The organism is Streptomyces sp. A1136 (genome assembly GCF_004795055.1).
Lineage (GTDB): Bacteria > Actinomycetota > Actinomycetes > Streptomycetales > Streptomycetaceae > Streptomyces.
This window is the reverse complement of record NZ_SSBJ01000031.1, coordinates 11,572-29,494: the sequence shown is the minus strand read 5'-3', so window position 1 is coordinate 29,494 and position 17,923 is coordinate 11,572. Positions and strand designations below refer to the sequence as shown.

20 protein-coding genes and 1 pseudogene are annotated in these 17,923 nt (G+C 72.1%); 13 read left to right on the top strand and 8 right to left on the bottom strand.

All coding sequences use genetic code 11. From position 1 onward, the window contains the following. Positions 1-29: 29 nt before the first annotated feature. Together E6R62_RS26930 and E6R62_RS26925 are read left to right on the top strand one after the other, a co-directional pair. Positions 30-1,214, top strand: a complete 1,185-nt coding sequence (locus E6R62_RS26930; protein WP_136216078.1) for an FAD-dependent oxidoreductase — start codon at positions 30-32, stop codon at positions 1,212-1,214. A gap of 389 nt (positions 1,215-1,603) precedes the next feature. Beyond that, a complete protein-coding gene (locus E6R62_RS26925; protein WP_136216077.1) occupies positions 1,604-2,185 on the top strand; it encodes an AAA family ATPase in 582 nt (193 codons plus the stop codon). A gap of 55 nt (positions 2,186-2,240) precedes the next feature. Here E6R62_RS26925 and E6R62_RS26920 read toward each other — a convergent pair whose 3' ends face one another. Then, a complete protein-coding gene (locus E6R62_RS26920; protein WP_136216076.1) occupies positions 2,241-2,708 on the bottom strand; it encodes a hypothetical protein in 468 nt (155 codons plus the stop codon). Between the two features lie 250 nt (positions 2,709-2,958). Here E6R62_RS26920 and E6R62_RS26915 point away from each other — a divergent pair, with 250 nt between their 5' ends. From E6R62_RS26915 to E6R62_RS26905, 3 genes are all read left to right on the top strand, one after another. Continuing rightward, positions 2,959-3,636: a metalloregulator ArsR/SmtB family transcription factor gene (locus E6R62_RS26915; protein ID WP_136216075.1), complete on the top strand. Its 678-nt coding sequence runs from the start codon at positions 2,959-2,961 to the stop codon at positions 3,634-3,636. Positions 3,637-3,668: 32 nt separating this feature from the next. Further along, positions 3,669-4,226 carry a DUF3291 domain-containing protein gene (locus E6R62_RS26910; RefSeq protein WP_136216074.1) on the top strand — a complete coding sequence of 186 codons (558 nt, stop codon included), beginning with the start codon at positions 3,669-3,671 and terminating at the stop codon, positions 4,224-4,226. Positions 4,227-4,344: 118 nt separating this feature from the next. Continuing rightward, positions 4,345-4,872: a hypothetical protein gene (locus E6R62_RS26905; RefSeq protein ID WP_136216073.1), complete on the top strand. Its 528-nt coding sequence runs from the start codon at positions 4,345-4,347 to the stop codon at positions 4,870-4,872. Positions 4,873-4,952: 80 nt separating this feature from the next. On the opposite strand, the gene E6R62_RS26900 is transcribed toward E6R62_RS26905, so the two are convergent. Next, positions 4,953-5,402, bottom strand: coding sequence for a hypothetical protein (locus E6R62_RS26900; RefSeq protein WP_136216072.1), 450 nt, complete (start codon positions 5,400-5,402; stop codon positions 4,953-4,955). 286 nt (positions 5,403-5,688) lie between these two features. On the opposite strand from E6R62_RS26900, the gene E6R62_RS26895 reads away from it, so the two are divergent. The 3 genes from E6R62_RS26895 to E6R62_RS26880 all read left to right on the top strand — a co-directional run bounded on the left by E6R62_RS26895 (position 5,689) and on the right by E6R62_RS26880 (position 9,229). Further along, positions 5,689-6,360: an Hsp20/alpha crystallin family protein gene (locus E6R62_RS26895; protein ID WP_136216071.1), complete on the top strand. Its 672-nt coding sequence runs from the start codon at positions 5,689-5,691 to the stop codon at positions 6,358-6,360. An 836-nt stretch (positions 6,361-7,196) separates the two neighbouring features. Beyond that, complete coding sequence (locus tag E6R62_RS26885; protein ID WP_240801925.1) at positions 7,197-7,682, top strand: flavodoxin family protein; 486 nt, start codon at positions 7,197-7,199, stop codon at positions 7,680-7,682. A gap of 137 nt (positions 7,683-7,819) precedes the next feature. Then, positions 7,820-9,229, top strand: coding sequence for a serine/threonine-protein kinase (locus tag E6R62_RS26880; RefSeq protein WP_136216069.1), 1,410 nt, complete (start codon positions 7,820-7,822; stop codon positions 9,227-9,229). 125 nt (positions 9,230-9,354) lie between these two features. Here E6R62_RS26880 and E6R62_RS26875 read toward each other — a convergent pair. The 3 genes and pseudogenes from E6R62_RS26875 to E6R62_RS26865 form a co-directional block, all read right to left on the bottom strand. Next, a pseudogene (locus E6R62_RS26875) lies at positions 9,355-9,791 on the bottom strand (glutaredoxin domain-containing protein). Positions 9,792-9,839: 48 nt separating this feature from the next. Next, positions 9,840-10,643, bottom strand: a complete 804-nt coding sequence (locus E6R62_RS26870) for a methyltransferase domain-containing protein (RefSeq protein WP_136216067.1) — start codon at positions 10,641-10,643, stop codon at positions 9,840-9,842. A 62-nt stretch (positions 10,644-10,705) separates the two neighbouring features. Beyond that, on the bottom strand, positions 10,706-11,599 hold the full coding sequence (locus tag E6R62_RS26865; RefSeq protein WP_240801924.1) for an alpha/beta fold hydrolase: 894 nt from the start codon (positions 11,597-11,599) through the stop codon (positions 10,706-10,708). 84 nt (positions 11,600-11,683) lie between these two features. On the opposite strand from E6R62_RS26865, the gene E6R62_RS26860 reads away from it, so the two are divergent. The 4 genes from E6R62_RS26860 to E6R62_RS26845 all read left to right on the top strand — a co-directional run bounded on the left by E6R62_RS26860 (position 11,684) and on the right by E6R62_RS26845 (position 15,069). Beyond that, the gene (locus E6R62_RS26860; RefSeq protein ID WP_136216065.1) at positions 11,684-12,118 is read left to right on the top strand and encodes a MarR family transcriptional regulator; all 435 of its coding nucleotides are present in this window, start codon (positions 11,684-11,686) and stop codon (positions 12,116-12,118) included. A gap of 131 nt (positions 12,119-12,249) precedes the next feature. Continuing rightward, positions 12,250-13,107: a CPBP family intramembrane glutamic endopeptidase gene (locus E6R62_RS26855; protein WP_136216064.1), complete on the top strand. Its 858-nt coding sequence runs from the start codon at positions 12,250-12,252 to the stop codon at positions 13,105-13,107. 58 nt (positions 13,108-13,165) lie between these two features. Continuing rightward, positions 13,166-14,473 carry a sensor histidine kinase gene (locus tag E6R62_RS26850; protein WP_240801923.1) on the top strand — a complete coding sequence of 436 codons (1,308 nt, stop codon included), beginning with the start codon at positions 13,166-13,168 and terminating at the stop codon, positions 14,471-14,473. Further along, positions 14,425-15,069: a response regulator transcription factor gene (locus tag E6R62_RS26845; RefSeq protein WP_136216062.1), complete on the top strand. Its 645-nt coding sequence runs from the start codon at positions 14,425-14,427 to the stop codon at positions 15,067-15,069. The genes E6R62_RS26850 and E6R62_RS26845 overlap by 49 nt, the downstream gene beginning before the upstream one ends. A gap of 39 nt (positions 15,070-15,108) precedes the next feature. Here the strand turns inward: E6R62_RS26845 and E6R62_RS26840 are convergent, their stop codons facing one another. Next, complete coding sequence (locus E6R62_RS26840; RefSeq protein ID WP_136216061.1) at positions 15,109-15,540, bottom strand: GNAT family N-acetyltransferase; 432 nt, start codon at positions 15,538-15,540, stop codon at positions 15,109-15,111. A gap of 177 nt (positions 15,541-15,717) precedes the next feature. On the opposite strand from E6R62_RS26840, the gene E6R62_RS26835 reads away from it, so the two are divergent. Continuing rightward, positions 15,718-15,879, top strand: a complete 162-nt coding sequence (locus tag E6R62_RS26835; RefSeq protein WP_136216060.1) for a hydrophobic protein — start codon at positions 15,718-15,720, stop codon at positions 15,877-15,879. 712 nt (positions 15,880-16,591) lie between these two features. On the opposite strand, the gene E6R62_RS26830 is transcribed toward E6R62_RS26835, so the two are convergent. Further along, positions 16,592-16,966: a DUF3618 domain-containing protein gene (locus tag E6R62_RS26830; RefSeq protein WP_136216059.1), complete on the bottom strand. Its 375-nt coding sequence runs from the start codon at positions 16,964-16,966 to the stop codon at positions 16,592-16,594. Next, positions 16,963-17,376, bottom strand: coding sequence for a phage holin family protein (locus tag E6R62_RS26825; RefSeq protein ID WP_136216058.1), 414 nt, complete (start codon positions 17,374-17,376; stop codon positions 16,963-16,965). The genes E6R62_RS26830 and E6R62_RS26825 overlap by 4 nt, the downstream gene beginning before the upstream one ends. Positions 17,377-17,923: the final 547 nt, after the last annotated feature.

The following is a 17,923-nucleotide window of genomic DNA, read 5'->3' as shown; positions in this document are numbered from 1 at the left end:
AAGCCCACGCCGATCGGAAGAGGTGTCCCATGACGAACCGTCACGCAGTGGTGGTGGGCGCGGGAATCGGCGGCCTCACGGCCGCCATCGCACTGCACCGCCGCGGCTGGCGGGTCACCGTCTGCGAACGCGCCCCGGAGCCCCCCACCACCGGCGCCGGCATCGGCCTCGCCCCGAACGCCCTGCGCGCGCTCGACGCCATCGGCGTCGACGCCGCACACGCCGGCGGCAGCGCCGTACCCACGACCATGGGCGTGCGCCGCGCCGACGGCCGGTGGCTCACCCGGACCGACACGGCCGACATGGCCGCCCGTTACGGCGTGGCCCCGATCGCCGTCCCACGCCCGACTCTCACCGCGGCCCTGACCGGCGCCCTGCCGGCGCAAGCCGTCCGTTACGGCACGGCGGTGACCGCCGTCGTCGACGACGCGGACCGCTCAACGGTCCGTACGGCGACCGGCGCCGACCTTCCGGCCGATCTGGTGGTCGCCGCCGACGGCATCCACAGCGCGTTGCGCCGCGCGTACTTCCCCGCCCACCCCGGTCCGCACTACATCGGCGAGATCGCCTGGCGGGCCCTCGTCGACGCCCCCGACCTGCGGATAACGGCGATGAGCGAGACGTGGGGGCGAGGCGAACGGTTCGGCGTGACCCCTCTGTCCGACGGCCGGTTCTACCTCTACGCCACCGCGCTCGTCCCGGCCGGCACCCGTTCGGCCGACGCCCGCGCCGAACTCCGCCGACGCTTCGGCTCGTGGCACGACCCGATTCCGGCCCTGCTGGATCGTGTCGACCGGCTCGACCCCGCCGACGTACTCCGCAACGACCTCTACGATTTGGCCGGCCCGCTCCCGCGCCTGCACCACGGCCGGATCGCCTGGCTCGGCGACGCCGCCCACGCCATGGCGCCCAACCTCGGCCAGGGCGGATGTCAGGCCATCGAGGACGCCGTGGTCCTCGCCCACCTGTTGCCCGCCGGAGACGGCGGCCACGACTCACGCTCCGTCCCGGCCGCCCTTGCCGCCTACACCGCGGCCCGCCTCGGCCGCACCGACGCCGTGCGCGTCCGCGCCCGCCGGGTCGGCCGCCTGGGCGCTCTCCGTAACCCGCTCGCGGTGGCGGCCCGTGACCTCACGGTCCGCGCCACCCCGACCCGCCTCGCGCTGCGCGGCATGGACGACCTGTTCAACGGCTTCCACCTCCCCGAGCTGTAACGGGGACGGCGCGGGAGGCAACTCGGTTTCCGGGACCCGCAAGGGGCACCCGAGCCAGATGTGCGGCCGCATTCCTGCGTCCTCTACACCCCCCGGACGCGGCCTATCGGTCGATGGCCGTCGTCCGCCACAATCGGAAGGCAAGGTCGCCTCCCGGGTGGCGCGGCCGACGTGCGTCACCGTCGGTGGGGCGGCCCCCTGGCGGTCCCTTATCCGTTGGCCAAAGGGCTCACGTAGTGTCGAAGTCCTTCAGACCCCGTACCGGACGGCCTACACCTGTGAGCACACACCCGAGCACCGAGGCCCACGCGGAACAGCGACCGGACCGCCGGGCGCCCGCGGACGGGCTCGGCGATCCATGCCCCGGCGGTGACATATCCCCGCGGGGGATGGTCGACTTGCGAGGCCCGGCCGGTCGGGATCTCCGGCTCTCGTACCCGTTCGACGCGGCGGTCGTGGTCGCCGGGCTTCCCGGCAGCGGGAAGAGCACGCTGCTCCGCGCGTGGGCCGATGCCGCCACCGTGGTCGATCCCCGCGTCACCCGTACCGCCTGTGAGGCGCGCATGCCCGCCTGGCTTCCCTATGCGGCGTACCGGCCCTGGGCGCGGCTGCGGCACATGCGGTGGACGCGCCGCGAACTGCGCAGCCGCCGACCCCTGCTCATCCACGACTGCGGCAGCCGGGGTTGGATGCGACGGTGGCTGGCCCATACGGCTCGCCGGGCCGGACGCCCCTTGCACATGGTCGTGTTGGACGTCGGTTCCGCGGAGGCCCTGTCGGGCCAGTACGCCCGCCGGCGGCTGGCGTCGCGCCGGGTCTTCAGCACCCATCAGCGAGGGCTGGGAAGATTCCTGTCGCGAGTCGAACGCGAAGGACTGACCGGGGCCCATGGCATCACCTCCCTCGTTCTGCTCGACCGAGGTCAGCGGGACCGCGTCACAGCGGTGCGGTTCGGACTCCCTTCCGCGTGAGCCGGCCGCCGCGACGGGAGCGGGCCGATCGCGAGGTGACGTGACGCGGCCTGGTTCATATGCTCGCGGCGGCGGGTGCGGGCTTCTTGGTGGTGATCAGTGCGCGGATGGCGATGTGCTGCGAGTAGGCGAGCAGGCCGATCGTGATCGCGCCCATGGCGACGGCGAAGAGCGCGTGGCCGAGCGTGGAAGTGATGGTCAGGCCCAGGGCCTTCAGGAGGAAATGGCTGCCGACGCGCAGGACCACCAACGCGATGGCGATCTTGCGGGTCTCCTTGCCGCGCCACAATGCCTTGGCCAGCCCGAGGCGCTTGCGCATCAGCGTCAGGGAGACGGTGATGTTCACGGCCAGGGCGACCAGCAGTACGGGCCACGCGGAGGGAAAGGCCTGGAGTATGTCGAACGCGGCTGCGAGCACGCCTTCGAATCCGAAGAACCAGAGCGGGAGTCGGTAGTCGGCGGGCGACAGGCTGCCGGTGTCGATCGGTTCGGCCGGTGCGGTCTTCCTGCTGCGGATGTTCATGATTCCCCCGAGGTCGTGTGGTGACCGTCAGTCTGCCGGAGGGCGATCTTCGGGTGGCAGGGTCTCGGGTCACCTGTGCCGTATGACAGCTGTCATCTGGCTGCCTGCCGTGTCGGCCCGCCGAAGCCGCACCGAAGGGCTCCGGCAGCCCACCCGCCCCGCGGCCCTGCCCCCCGGCACCGATGCTTTTCCCGAGGGGCCAACAGGCCGCGCCTCTATCTCATACCCGTGTTGTTCTTAGAATGGCCGCGTGGAAGACATCGATGCGATCGCGGCGCTGCAAGATCCGGTGCGCCGCCGCCTGTACGAGTACGTCGTGGCCCAAGGCCGCGAGGTCGGCCGCAACGAGGCCGCGGAGGCGGCCGGGGTGGCCCGCACGCTCGCGGCGCACCATCTGGACAAGCTGGTCGAGGCCGGGCTGCTGGAGAGCGGCAGCCGCCGGCTGACGGGCCGCTCGGGGCCGGGGGCGGGTCGTCCCGCCAAGGTGTACACCCGGGCGCGGATCGAGCGGGCGGTGTCGCTGCCGGCCCGCGACTACCGCACCGCCGCCGAATTGCTCGCCGAGGCCGCGGAACAGGCCGGGATCGACGCCACGCTCTGCGCGGCCGCGCGCCGCCGGGGTGAGGCCCTGCGCGGCTCGGCGGCGCCCTGTGCGGGCCTCGAAGAGGCCGTGGAGATGCTGGCCGCCCGAGGTTATGAACCCCACTTCGAAGGTGACGAGGAGTCGGCCGAGGCCGCCGCGCGCGTCGTCCGCATGCGCAACTGTCCCTTCCATGCCGTCGCGGAACGCTTCCCGCCGCTTGTCTGCGCCATGAACTTGGCCCTTCTGGAAGGGATGTTCGGCACCGACGGCCCCGTGCGCGCCCGCATGGACGCCCGGCCGGGGGAGTGTTGCGTGGTGGTGACTTCTAAAAACAATTCTCATTGACATAGAAAAGCGGGCCGTGCTGGGATGTGACCATGACCGCATCCGTCGCGCACGCCGCGCACCTCGCCCAGCTCAACGTCGCCACGCTCCGACACCCCCTCGACGACCCGCGCCTGGCGCCGTTCGTCGAGATGCTCGAACCGGTCAATGCCGCGGCCGACGCCGCCCCCGGCTTCGTCTGGCGACTCGTGGAGGAGGGGGCGGCCGACGCCACCGAACTGCGCCCGGCGGGTGAGGACGTCATCGTCAACCTGACGGTGTGGGAGACCCAGGAGGCCCTGTGGGACTTCACCTACCGCAGTGGCCACTTGGAGGTGATGCGGCGACGTCGCGAGTGGTTCGAGCGACACGTCGAGGCGCACCTGGTGCTCTGGTGGGTCCCCGCCGGTCACATCCCGAGCGTCAACGAGGCCCTGGAGCGGCTGGCGGACCTGCGGGCGCACGGGCCGTCCCCCTACGCGTTCACCTTCGCCTCCTCCTACACCGCCGCCGAGGCCGCCCAGCACCTCCGAACCCCGCCACCGGCGCGGCGCGAGCAGCCCGCCCGAAGCGCGCTGCCGACGCCGGCCGGGGACACGGCGGCCGTGTAGCGCGTCCCGCCTGGTCGCCAGGGTGGTGGCGCGGGAACGCCGGCGGGCAAGTCACTCGTTGGTGGAATGCCCGCGAGCCGGCGCGCGCCCGCCGCGACGGGTCGGACACAGTGGGCGGATGCGCTGCCGGGTCCTGCCTCTCGTACTCGCCTCTCTGCTGGCCGTCTCCGGCTGTGTGTCGGTCCACGGCACCGACGACAAGCCGGCCGAGCGGGGCATGACACCGGGTGCCTCCACGCCGCGGGCCGGCACGGACGTCGGGTACGGAGCGCGCCCCCTCACCCAGTTGCCGTCGGACCCCACCCCGTCGCCCGCCGTCGCTCATGTCGCGGACGGCGAGCGGACCGGGTCGGCGCCTTCCGAGCCGCGCCCGGAGGAGCGCGGAACCGGCTCGGGCGGTGAGCAGGCGGGTCGGCGCCACCACCCCGCCCCGGGCACGCACCGTCCCCGCGCGCAGGTCCCGCCTGTCCCGCCTGTGAAACCGAAGCGTCGGGAGCATCCCCGGAGCCGGCCGGCTCCCGCCCAGGGCGGCCGTCCCGGCTCCGCACCCGTCGGGCGCATCGAGATGGCCGAGCTGTGCCGGGCGTCCAAGGGAGTCATCAGCTCCTCGGTCACCGGCCTCTGCAACGGTGCGTACGGGCGCTGACCGGTTCTGCGGATGGGCCTACAGAACCCGCCCCCGCACGGCCGTCGACCCGGCGACCGGCCCCGCCGGAGGTTCGCCGGCTACCTCCCGAGCGAGGCCTGTCGCAGTCGGGAGACATCCCGCTCGTGTCCGGCCGTCCCCTCCCGGATGGTCTGTGCCCGGTCCATCCGCCCCCAGCCCGCGCCGCCCTCCGCGTTCACCTCGTCGCGTACGTCCTGGAGGCCGTAGTGGGCGAACAACTCGTGCTCGTCGGCCACGGTCAGCACGCTTCCACAGTCCAGCGCCGCGCAGGGGGCCTGCTCGATCACGGACACGGCGTACGGGACGACCAGGTCCTCCTCGTGCAGCGAGGCGTGGCGCAGCGGGACGAACACGCCGCCGAGCCCCGATGAGCGGTCGACGAGCCGAGCCCACTCCGGCCTGCCCGTGGTGTCGTCCACCAGCACGTATTCCACCGCGCCGACTCGCTGGCCCTGCTCCGTCCGGGCCGTGCAGGTGGCCAATGCCGGCAACTGTTCCTGAGTGATCACCGCTGCTCCTCGTTCCTTATGCCGCGCCTGCCCTCTCTCCCTCACCCGCCTACCCCAGCCTCGCCTGGTGAAAAGGGCGGTCGGGGCGTAGCGGCCGCCGGGGGCGACACGCTCCCCGACGCCCCGGCGGCGCGCCCGTGCCGGAGGCCGGCGGCCCCGGAGGCAGTGCGCCGGTGGCCGACGATTACCTCGTACGGATCGGTTTAGCCGCTGGTGGTGGGGTTACCCACCTCTATGTCGGGGGTGGCGCGCCCGCCGCCCCTGATCACCACGGGAGGTGAAGGTGATGGCACTGCCGATCCGACGCCACGGAAGCAGTCCGGGCGGGGTGCTGAAGGGACTGCACCTCGGGGACTTCGAGCGTATGTGGGAACAAATGGGTCGCTACTTGGAACAGGCCGCCGCGCCCACCACGGGCCGCTGGGCCTGGATGCCCATGGCCGAGGAGACGGAAAACGACCGCTCGTACACCCTCAAGCTGGAGCTCCCGGGCTACCCGGCCGAGAACATCGACATCGAGGTCAACGGCGACCAGCTCGTCGTCAGCGGCTCGCTGTCCGAGGAACAGCACGGAAAGGTACTCATCCGTAGGCAGGGCGGTTTCACGTACCGCACCAGCCTGCCCGCCGGCGCCGACCCCGAGCATTGCGAGGCCGGCCTCGACAATGGTGTCCTCACCCTGACCGTCCCGAAGGCGACACGGCGCCAACACCGTCGCAAGATCGAGATCGGGCAGGGGCGGCCCCACCTGGGAGGAGGGTCAGCGGTCGAGAAGGACGGTTCGGTCGAGCCGGCGGGAGAAGTCGAGCCGGCGGGAGAAAGGGAGATGACTCCTGCCGAAGAGCGCAACGCCTTTGTGACCGGCGGCGCTGCCGCCGATGCCACCGGAGAGCGGACCGCAGGCAGCTCCCCCGACGACACCGCTGCCCGCGAAATCCGCCCAGACCCCGGAGCCTGACGCCCTCCGCGAAGTCCGACAGCCGGTCTCGGCGTACCCGCCCGCGCGGCTTCCCGGTCGCTCGGGCGGGTACGCCGTGCCCGGTTCGGGCGGCTGCGTCGGGACAGGTGCCGCTCCGAGTCGCCCCACCCCCCGCAGCCGGTCACGACCGCGACACCGGCGCGTGGCTCGTCCGGTTCACCAGCCGGATGCGCATGGTCAGCCCCGGCCCGGCGCGGTGGCCGGGCGATCGTCGCACCCAGAGCCGGCCTCGCGGCGCCGGATTACCTCAGCCGGCTGGTGTTCCAACCCAGACGCCGCCCACGAACGCGAGGACCGCCCGCGCCACCACGGCGGCCGCATGCTCTTCCGCGCCGGCCGCGTCTTCACACGCAGCGGGTGGGGAACCAGCCGCTACTCCTACAATCCACAGAACCCCGTCGGCCTCGCATTGATCGTCCTGAGCCTGTTCTTCGCCGGAACGATGACGATCCTCATGGCGAGTCGGGCCGGGCCGTTCAAGCCGCCGCCCCCGAGACCCCTTCCGTCCTCCAGGTACTCCCGGCCGTAGACGTGGAGCGAGACGCCCACGGCCCGGCCCGCACCGCCTTCCCCCGTCAGCATCCGGCTCCCTGACGCGGCACCGGGGCCGCACACCGGCAGGATCCCCGGGCTCCGCCGGCCTCGCGATGCCGGACACGCGCCCCGCGACTCGCAAACCGCACCGCTCGCTGTAAGGGGACTTCACACCCTCCGGCCACCTGTGTGAGGCACGCCACGGTGGTGAGGTGTCACGTTCCGCCGGTCGGGACGGGTCTGGGTTATGACACGCCCGACACCGGAGGAGGACTCCCGCCATGGAAGCCATGAAGATCGTCATCGTGTGCACCTCCGTGTCGCACGGCAACACGCGTCGGGTCGCCGACGCAATGGCCGACGTACTGGACGCGAAGGTCGTCACCCCCGAGGAAGCCGACCCGGCCGAGCCGGCCGGCGCCGACCTCGTCGGCTTCGGCTCGGGCGTCTTCTACGGCAAGCTCCACCACGGCCTGACCGACTTCGTCAAGACCCTGCCCCCGTGCCGGGGCCGGGCGTTCGTGTTCGCCACCAGCGGGCTCCCCGAGATCCCGCCGAGGCCCTACACCCGCGCCCTCACTCGGCTCCTCGAAGGCAAGGGCTACGAGGTGGACGGCGCCTTCTCGTGCCGGGCGTTCGACACCTGGGCACCCTTCAAAATCGTCGGTGGCATCAACAAGCACCGCCCGGCCGCCGAGGACCTGACCGCCGCGCGGGACTTCGCAGAGCGCGTGCTGAGAGCCGCCGCGACCGCGCCGGAGCACTGACAGACCTCCCGCCGGACCCTTACGGGGGTAGGGGCCGGCGGGACCTCCCTCAGGCCCCCGGAGGGCGGGCGGGACTGCGTAGCCCGTCATCCGGGGGGTAAGCGCGGCGTATTGCCGGCGAGTAGAGGAGGTCCCGCATGTCGGCGCGCCCGAGTTCGGCCCACGCAGTGCAGACCCCGCTCGGTTCCCTGCTCGGCGGCCGTTACCGGCTTCGAGCCCTCATAGGGTCCGGTGGGACGGCGGACGTGTTCCGCGGTGTCGACCAAGTCCTCGAACGCGAGGTAGCGGTCAAGATCTTCCGCCCCGGCGCGGACGCCGTCACCGCCGACCGCTTCTGCGACGAGGCGCAGACCCTGGCCCGGCTTTCGCACCGAGCCCTCGTCACCGTGTACGACGTCGGACGGCACGGACACGGTGCCTACATGGTGACGGAGTTGATACCGGGCATCACCCTGCGCACCCGCATCGACGCCGGCTCCTTGAGCCCCGTACACGTCATCCGGCTCGGCGCCGAGATCGCGTCGGCCCTCGACCACGTCCACGCGCACGGCATCATCCATCACGACATCAAGCCGTCCAACGTCCTGCTCAGCGACGACGGCTCACCGTTCCTGGCCGACTTCGGACTCGCCCGGGCCGTCGACGACCATTCGCGCAGCGAACCGGACACGCTCGTCGGCACCCTCGCCTACATGGCCCCCGAGCAACTCCGCGGCGAGGGCGCGGGTATGGCCAGCGACGTCTACGCCCTGGGTCTGACGCTGCTCGAAGCGCTCACCGGTGTCCGTGAGTACGTGGGCACACCCGCCGAGCTCGGCGTGGCCCCGCTGTTGCGTCCGCCCCAGGTGCCCGAGCTGGTGCCTGTCGATCTGGGACGGTTGCTGACGGCGATGACCGACCCGGACCCGCAGGCGCGCCCCGACGCCGCCCGCATCCACCTGACCCTGCAGAGTCTCGGCGCGGTGCGAAAGCCGCATCCGCACGTGGCCTTGACGCCGGCTCCCACCGCCGTTCCGGCGGGGCCGGTGTCGGACACGCATCGCGCACCCGCTCCGCTGGGCGGCGCGCCGGGCCTTCCCGGTCGCGAGAAGCGCCCGCGCCGGTCCCCTCGCCGTACGGCGGGCGTCGCGGTGATGGCCGCGAGCGTGGTCGGCGCGTCCGTGCTCCTGGTAGGGGCGACCGATTCCTCGCACGCGCCCTCCGGTAGCCGACCGTCGACGTCGGAGGCGGCCGCGCGTCCGTCGCCCACGCCCACGAAACCGGCGAGGCCCGCTCCCTCCGCGATACCCGCCACGTCCGTGTCCACGAATTCGCACACCACCACAACGGGTTCCCCGACCCCGGCGGCCGGCACCGCGAACCGGTCACCCGATTCCGCCTCCGCGGCCACGACCTCGGACGACGCCCGCCCGACGGGCCGCGGTCCAGCGGGCAAGGCCAAGGAAGACCGAGTCGAAAGCGAGGGGAAGACGGAGAAGAAGGACAAGGAGGACAAGAATGACAAGGGGAAGGTGAAGGGGAAGGGGCCGGTGAAGCCTTCGGGGTGAGGTCCCGTCAGGCCGCGGCGGTGGTCGGGTCTTGGACAGGAGCGTGTTCCGAGCTGTGCGCGGCGTACGAAGCCGGCAGGGCCACCCGGACACCGGTACGCGAGGCGGAGGCGCCCCGTTCCCCATCACGCGGAACGGGCGAGCTGTTCGCGGACCCACCCGGGATCGGGGTTGACGTGGGGCCGGCCGGCCACGACGACGGTCGGCACGGTCTCATTGCCGTCGTTGGCTGCCCTCACCACCGCCGCTCCGGCCGGGTCACGCCAGATGTCGACCCAGTGCACCAGGCGTGCGCCGCGCCCCAACCGGACGCGCAGTCGGAGGCAGAACGTACAGCCCGACCGCCGGTAGACGACCGGTCGCCAGTCGATCGCGCTGCGGCGTTGTGCCTCCGCCGCGGAGATCGACCGGGGGAAGACCAGAGGCGAGTGCACGTCCGCCGGCGCCATGAACCCCAGCAGGAGCGCCGCGGCTGTGACGGGGCTTGCGGTCAGAACCAGTCCGGTCGCGACGACCGCGCCGCAGAGCATGAGCAGCGTGGGCAGAGCCAGGTGCGCGTCATGACGCCCCAGGATATCGGCGGGTATGGACAGTCGCCACGGCTTCCAGGTCAGGGACGACGTCCCCAGGCGGAGATCATCGGGGCGGTGGCCAGGTCGAGTCGACCGGTCGAGACGTTCGCGAGATGGCGGTCGATCTCCTCGTCGGTGGCGAGCCCTTCCGCCACCAGCAGGTGGCGGATCTGCCGTACGGTCGCGGCTTCCAGGACGCCGCACGCCGGCGAGGTGAGCGGGAAGTACGCGTCGGCCCGGACGTCGACCAGACCGGCCTCGCGCAGCAGCCTGGGCAGAGTTCGCCCGTAGGCGAGGTCCGCGCCGCGCGCTGCCATCAACGCGCGGAAGCCGGACCGCAGCCGGTTGGCGAGCTGCTGCTCGGGACCCGATTCGTCCGGGCACACAAGCGGCTGCAGGCCGGGGTCGGCGTCCTCCAAGAGCAGCCGGCCGCCGGGTCGCAGCGCCCGGACCATCCGGCGCAGGGCCTCGGCGCGGTCCGTGACGTGCACCAAGACCAGTCGGGCGTGGACGAGGTCGAAGCCCCCGGGCGGCGGCGGATCGGCCGCCACGTCGTGGCGCAGCACCTCGATCACACCACCCGCGATGTCCCGGGTCCAGGACACGTCGATGTCGGTGGCGATCACGCTCCCCGTGGGGCCGACCCGCTCGGCCAGACCGAGGGGTACGGACGGGCCGCCGGCGCCGACCTCCCAGCACCGCATCCCGGCCCTGATGCCGAGCTCGTCGACGTGCCGGAACGTCACCCGATCGAACAGCTCGCCGAGAGCCGCGAACCGGATGCCCGCCTCCGATTGCCGGTTGTCCAGCAGGTAACCGCGGTCCGTGTCGTCGTCGGCCATATGGCGATTCTGTCAGAGGCGCGGTCGCGTGCCGGGTGGCGGCCGTCCCTGCGCACCGGTGGTCAAGAGGGCCTGTCGCCCGGTCCCCTCATCCGGCCCGGGGACTGCGAGGGCCCCTCGACGGATGTGAGGAACTCTGTGATCAAGCGGTTCGTTGCGGCGGGGGTCGCGGTGGGCAGGGCGTAGTGGGTCAGGTGCGGCAGCGTTTCGATCCGGGCACCCGTTACCGCCGCGCGGGCGCGGGCCGCGACCTTCCCCGGGTCGTGGGCGCCGCTCCGGCCGGCCAGGAGGACCATCAGCGGGGCACGCAACGCCCCTGGGTCGGGGCGGCGGCCGACGACCAGCCTGCGGTGCGGGACATCGGAGACGGCCAGGGCGAACAGCCGCTTCCAGTCCGGGTCGGTGTCCGTGCCCGCGGTCTCGTGGTCGAGGTAGCCGAGCGCGCGAGCCGCCCTCGGCCGCACCAGCAGGAGCAGCGAACGCAGCAGGAAGCCGGGTCGGTAGCCGGCGAAGCACTGGGTCGGGTCGAGGAGCACCAGCCGGTCGACCCGCTCTGGCGCGTGCAGGGCGTACGTCAACGCGAGCCAGGCCCCGTACGAGTGCCCGAGCAGGTGGGCTCGCGAGACGTCGAGGCCGTCGAGGACCGCGTCCAGCCAGGCCGTCAAGTCCGCGGTGGTACGCAGCGGGCGGCCCGCGCGGACGCTGCGGCCCGCGTCGCCGAGGATGTCGACGGCGAGCACCCGGTGGTGCGCGCCGAGCGCCGCGGCGTTGGCGAACCAGACGGCGCCGGTGGAGCCGCCGCCGTGCAGAAGGACGAGCGGAGTACCCTCGGCCGCCCCGTACGCGTGGACGCGGGTCGTGCCGTACGGGGTCGGGACGTCGATCTCGGTGGTGCCCGCCGGCCAGCGGGCCAGCAGTGTGTCGTAGGCGGCGAAGAAGTCATGGGATGCGGACACGGAGGCTCCCCGGGATTCGTCTTGTTGACCGAGTATCTCGTTCGGCGAGATAGTAGTCGAGTGAGCGATGACGACACCCCTGCCATGCGGCTGGTCCACCTCCTGCGCGCGGTCACGGTGGAACTCCACCTGCGCGCAGCCGAGTTCGCCGCACGCAACGGCCTGCATCCGACCGACCTGCGTGCCCTGATCCGGCTGCTCGACGCGGACCGGGTGGGCGACACCGTCACCCCGGGGCGTCTCGGGGAGGCACTGAAGCTCAACTCGGCCGGCACCACCGCCCTGCTCGACCGGCTGGAACGGTCGGGCCTCGTACGCCGCGTCCGCGACGAACGCGACAGACGGCGCGTGCTGGTGGCGGTGGAGGAGAAGGCTGTCGAGCTCGGCTGGTCCTTCTTCGGCCCTCTCATCGGCAGCCTGGTCGAGGCGTCCGAGGAGTTCACTTCGGCCGAACTCGACGTCGTACGGCGCTATTTGGCCGCAGCCCTGCACGCGGCGGCCCCGACCGACGCGCCCTAGGTGCGACCCGGGGGTGCACTTGGGTACACCCCCCTTCGGTATCCACGTGCACGGTCGACCCGGACCCGTACCGGCAGAGTCGAAGGCGGGCGTGACGGACACGCCGCGATCGATCCACGGGAGGGCCGGGCATGGTGCCGGACGAAGAGCAGGACCGGCGGCGGGAGCCGCGGACGCGCTGGGCCGCGCAGTCAGGGGTGTTCCTCGCCGTCGCCTTCGTGGCGGCGGGCGTGTGCGGCGCCCTGCAACCGGCGACCGGCATCCCGCCCGAGGTGCTGCAACTGACCCAGTTCGGGCCCGCCGTCGCCGTGGCGGCCGTGGCACTGCTGTGGCCCGGCCGGATCAGGAACCGGCTCGCGGGAACCCTGCCCGCCCGCGGCCGGGGACAGGCAGGCCGCGAGGGTCGGGACCCCGTCCTCGGCAGGGCCGCGCTCCTGCTCATCCCAGTCCTGATCACCGCCCTGTGCGCGGGCGGCGGCCTTCTGACGACCGGCTCGCTCCCCGTCACCGCCCCCGCGGCCCTGGTGGCACACCCCGTCGCCCTGGTCGTCGTCGCGCAGCTCGTCGGCGCCTGCGGTGAGGAGATCGGATGGCGCTGCTGCCTCCAGCCGCTGCTGCGCAGCCGCTTCGGCCCGCTCGCCGCCTCCGTCCTCGTCGGCGCGGCCTGGGGCCTGTGGCACGTACCGGCCCTCTCCCAAGGACCGGCATACGCGGCCGGCTTCCTCCTGGCCACCGTCACGATGTCCGTGATCCTCGGCCTTGCCCTGGAACACGTGCGGAGCAACCGGTTGCTGCTCGCGGGCGGCTTCCACACCCTGGTCAACCTGGGCATGCTGTTCGTGACTGACGAGAAGTCCCCGGCGGCAGCGCCGATGGTGGTCTTCGGAGCCGCCTGTCTGGCCGCGGCAGTCCCCTGGATCGTCTCCGCCCGCCGCACGGTGGCATCGCCGGATAGGATCACCGCCGCAACGACGCCGACGGCGTGCTGATATGACGGAACCACAGGCGGGCATGGCAGAAGACGGCGAGCGAGCCGGGACCAGAGGTGTGCGGTCTGGGATCAGTGGTGAGCGGTCCCGGTTCAGAGGCGCACTGGCCGACGTCGGCCGCTGCCAGTTGCTGTCACTCGCCGCACTCGCCGTGTCCGGGGCGGGTGCGCTCGTGGTGGGGGCCCTGTTGCTCCTGCCCATCGGCGTCGGCTTCGTCCTGCTCCCGCCCGCCGCAGCGGCCCTTCGTCGCGTGTCCGACCGCTACCGCGACCGGGCCACCCGCCGGACGGGGGTCGCGATCAGGCCGCCCCGGCCCCTGCCGACCCGAGCCGTCCCCTCCGAGGGCGCGACCGGCCGCCGGGGACGGGCCCGCGCCATCCTCGGCGACGACGGGTTCTGGCGCGACCTGCGCTGGGCCTGGTTGGAGCCGTGGACGGGCGGGCTGCTCGCCGTCGTGCCGCCGGCCCTCGTCGAGTACGGACTCTTCGGCGCGGCCGTGCAACCCTTCGTCTGGCGGCTCCTGGGTGACGGCAACTGGTACGCCTTCGTCCTGGTCGACTCGACGCCGACGATGTCGGCCGCCCTCCTGCTGGGCCTCGCGTTCATGGCCGCCGGGCGGTACCTGGCCCCCGTGGCGCTGCGCTTGCACGCCCGCTGGAGCGTACGACTGCTCGCCGCCCCGTACACCACCGAACTCGTCCGCCGCATTGAACACCTCGCCGGCTCCCGCGCCGACGTCCTCGACGTCCAGGCCGCCGAACTGCGGCGCATCGAGCGGGACCTGCACGACGGGGCACAGGCTCGGCTGGTCGCCCTGGGCATGACCCTGGCCGAGGCCACCAGACTCCTCGACGTGGACCCCCCGGCCGCCCGCGCCCTCCTGCACGAGGTACGGGCCACCTCCGAACGGGCCCTCCAAGACCTCCGCGAACTCGTCCACGGTGTCCTGCCCCCGATACTCGCCGACCGGGGTCTGGGCGACGCGGTGCGCTCGCTCGCCCTGGACAGCCACCTCGACGTGCACGTCGAGGCCGTCCTGCCCGGCCGGCTCCCGGCCCCGCTGGAGTCCGCGGGCTACTTCGCGATCGCGGAACTGCTCGCCAACGCCGCCAAGCACTCCGGCGCCCCGGAGGTCCGCATCCGACTCCACCATACGGACGGCGTCCTGCGTGTCACGGTCGAGGACGACGGACGCGGCGGTGCGGATCCCGGCGGAAACGGCCTGCGGGGCGTGCGGCGCCGGCTGGACCCCTTCGACGGAACCCTGGCCCTGCACAGTCCGCGGGGCGGCCCCACCACCGTGACCTTGGAGATACCGTGCGCGTCGTCCTTGCCGAAGACCTCTTCCTCCTCCGGGACGGGCTGACGCGCACCCTCCAGGACCACGGGTTCGAAGTGGTCGCGGCGGTCGACAACGGCCCCGCGCTGCTGCGGACGCTGCTCCGGGAAGAGCCGGACGTGGCGGTGGTCGACATCCGGCTGCCCCCCACCTTCACCGACGAGGGCCTCCAGGCGGCCTTGGAGGCACGTCGCTCCCGGCCGGCGCTGCCGGTCCTGGTGCTGTCCCAGTACGTGGACCAGCTCTACGCCCACGAACTGCTCGCCGGGGGCCAAGGCGCCATCGGCTACCTGTTGAAGGACCGGATCACGCACACCACCCAGTTCGTCGACGCGGTGCGCACCGTGGCGGCGGGCGGCACGGTGATGGACCCGCAGGTCATCGCACGGCTCCTCGCCCGCAGCGACGCCCGCGGCACCACCGCGCAGCTGACCCCGCGCGAGCTGGACGTACTGCGGCTCATGGCGGAAGGCCGCTCCAACGCCGCCGTGGCGCAGACCCTCTTCATCAGCGAGAGCGCGGTGGCCAAACACACCGCCGCCATCTTCACCAAGCTGCGGATCGAACCGTCCGCGGACGACAACCGCCGGGTGCTGGCCGTACTGGCCTACCTCAAACGGTAGACGCCGCACGGTGAACACGGTGGGGGAGGGGAGCGGCGTTCACTGTTCCCCGAACGCCATCCACTTCTCCGGCGTTTCCAGCGGTGCGAAACCGACCTTGGCGTAGACCCCATGGGCGTCCGCGGTGGCCAGCATGATGCGGCGCAGTCCGTACGGGGCCAGGTGGTCCCTGACCGCGGTGGCCAGGGACGTGCCCAGACCCTTGCCGCGTGCGGCGGGGTCGACGTACACGTCGCAGAGCCAGGCGAAGGTGGCGTTGTCGGTGACCACGCGGGCGTAGCCGACTTGGACCCCGGAAACGCTGTCGTAGAGACCGAAGTTGAGGGACCCCGCGATGGCCAGGTCCTGCTTCTCCCGGGGGCGGCCGAGGGCCCAGTAGGCGTCCTGTGAGAGCCAGCGGTGCACCAGCTCGCGATCAAGACGCTCGGGGTCGGTGGAGATTTCGTATCCGTCCGGAAGAGCACTGTTCATGGCCGTATCCAAGCAGTCGGAACACGCGCGGGCCAGGGGATTTCGCCCGGAGCCGGCCCACACCGCTCGGCGGATGCGGTGCCCTCTGATGCCCGCTCGTGGGGATAAGAAACACATAAGAATCGGCTGCATGGGTGGGGAGCGGTCGGGCAGAAGGTGCTTCGGAGGTTGATAACCATGGTTCCCCTGCTTCTCGTTCTTCTGCTCGCCCTGATCCTCTTCGGTGCCGGTTTCGCGGTGAAGATCCTCTGGTGGGTCGCCATCGCCGTTCTGGTGCTCTGGCTGATCGGTTTCGTCGCCCGCCCCAGGGGTGGCAGCGGCCGCTGGTACCGCTGGTAGGCGGACGGCAACGGCGCACTGACGACCGCCGGGCGGTGGCCTGTTGTTCCCCTCTTCCGTAGGAGGGGCGGCAGGCCACCGCCCTGTCGTGTTCGTCGGGCCGAGCTGGGCCCGTCGGCCCGCCTTCCGGACGGCCTGGGGACCCGAGCCGGTCTCGTTGCTCGGGGTGCCTGCCTCACGGTCGCCCTGGAAGCCGACGAACGCGGGCCGCACGCTCTCCGGACCAGATAGATCTTGCAGGTGGTGCCGGACTTGCCCGCGTCCAGGCGCAGGTCGGTTGCCCCTTGACCACCGCTACCGGGGTGACGCGGAGCGGCGTCTTGGCGTCGTCCGGGGAGTGCGTCTCGGAGGCGTCCGCCGGCGTCTTCAGCGCGAGCGGCGCGGTGAACGGTCCCTTCGCGGCGGCGGCCGGGCCGTCGCTCTCCGGCCCGCTATCCCGCCGGATGATCATGGACCGCCACGTTCCCGTCACGGTCCCGTCCCGGCGCCGGCCCTCTGGTGGACGTGCGGGCGCGTCCGCTCGGGACGTATACAGGGGATCGGCCGTCCGCGATTCGGCAGCGGGACGGTCACCGCACCGGGGGACGGGTGCGGTGCGCCGGCGGCGCCGATGACGCGGTCGGTGTCGCGCCGGGCGGTTCCCCGAGGGCGTTTGCGACGATGCCGGCCCGAAGGACGGGCCGGCATCGTGGCGGGACTCTGGCGAGAGGGCCTAGCGGCGGCGCCGGCTGCGACGCAGCAGCAGGAGGACCACCACGGCGGCCCCGGCAGCCAGCATCGGCGTGCGATTCGCCCGCGCCACGCGGGCGGCCTGACGGCCCGTGTCGAGGAGCGGCTCGGGAGCCTTCTCCTTCGCCAGGCGTGCGGCCTGCTCCGCCTTCGCGCGGATCTGCTCGGAGACCACGGCGGCCTTCTCCGCCGCCTGCTCCTTCATCGCGGCCGCCTTCTCCTTGGCTTGTGCCTTGACATCGGCCTTGGCCGCCAACGCCTCGACCGTCTGCCCGAGATCGTCACGTGTGTGCTGGATCTGCTCACGCAGTTCCTCGGGCGTGGGCGTGCCAATGTGGGTACGGGGGTCGTCGGTCATCGCTTCGCCTTCTCCTTGATCTCGGCCAGGTCGGCCTTCACGCTGTCGATGGTCTGCTCGGGCGCCGGCGCGCCGGCCTTCGCGATCTCCTTCTTCCCCGACATCGCCATCCATGCGGCGATCGCGCCCAAGGCCGCCGTGATGAGGAGCGCCGCGGCCCAGACCGGCAGTACGAGGGCGAGAGCCGCGATGCACGTCGCCACCAACGCCTGGGCGGCCAGGACGCCGATCAGACCCGCCGCCCCGAAAAGGCCGCCGCCCTTGCCGAAGCGCTTCCCCTTCTGTGTCATCTCAGTCCGCGCGAGCTGCATCTCCTCGCGGACCAGTTCCGAGATCTGCTGGGAGGCGCGCGAGACCAGTGCGTTCACCGAGTCATCGGTGGCGTTGGCCTGTCGCCCTACCGTGGTCATTGCGAGGTCACCGTGCCTTCCTTCGTGTGCTGTCGACGGAACGTCAGTCGTCGGCCGTGCGCCGTGGTCACCGGTCTCGTGCCGTTGCCATGGGCACGGCTACCCCACAACGGCTCGATCACCCGCCCCCGTCCGGGGTTTGTGGTCCGCACTCCGGACCCCCGGGTGTGCCTGCGGTGAGCGGGTTCCTGCCCATCCCGGCCCGGTCCGGCGGGTTCCGGGCGGGTTCCGACGAACAGCGCGAACGGGCGGACGAGCCGCCGGGTGCCGTGGTAGACAACGTCGAGGGAGACAACGTCGAGGAAGCAGGTTCCACCGCAATCACACATTCACCGCGAGAAGTCTCGCAACCCATCCTTTTGTATGATCGTCCAAGTGTTTGGGTGGCCATTGGTCGGTTTGTCGCAGATCCCCGACAAGTGTTAACGGTCCCCGCCCTTCCGCTTGACCGATGGGCCCGCACGACGTAATTTCGAGCGAAACGACTCGTGAGCTGTTGAAAGAAGGAGGCGAAGTCGGATGTCGACCATCTCCGACCTGCATCGCC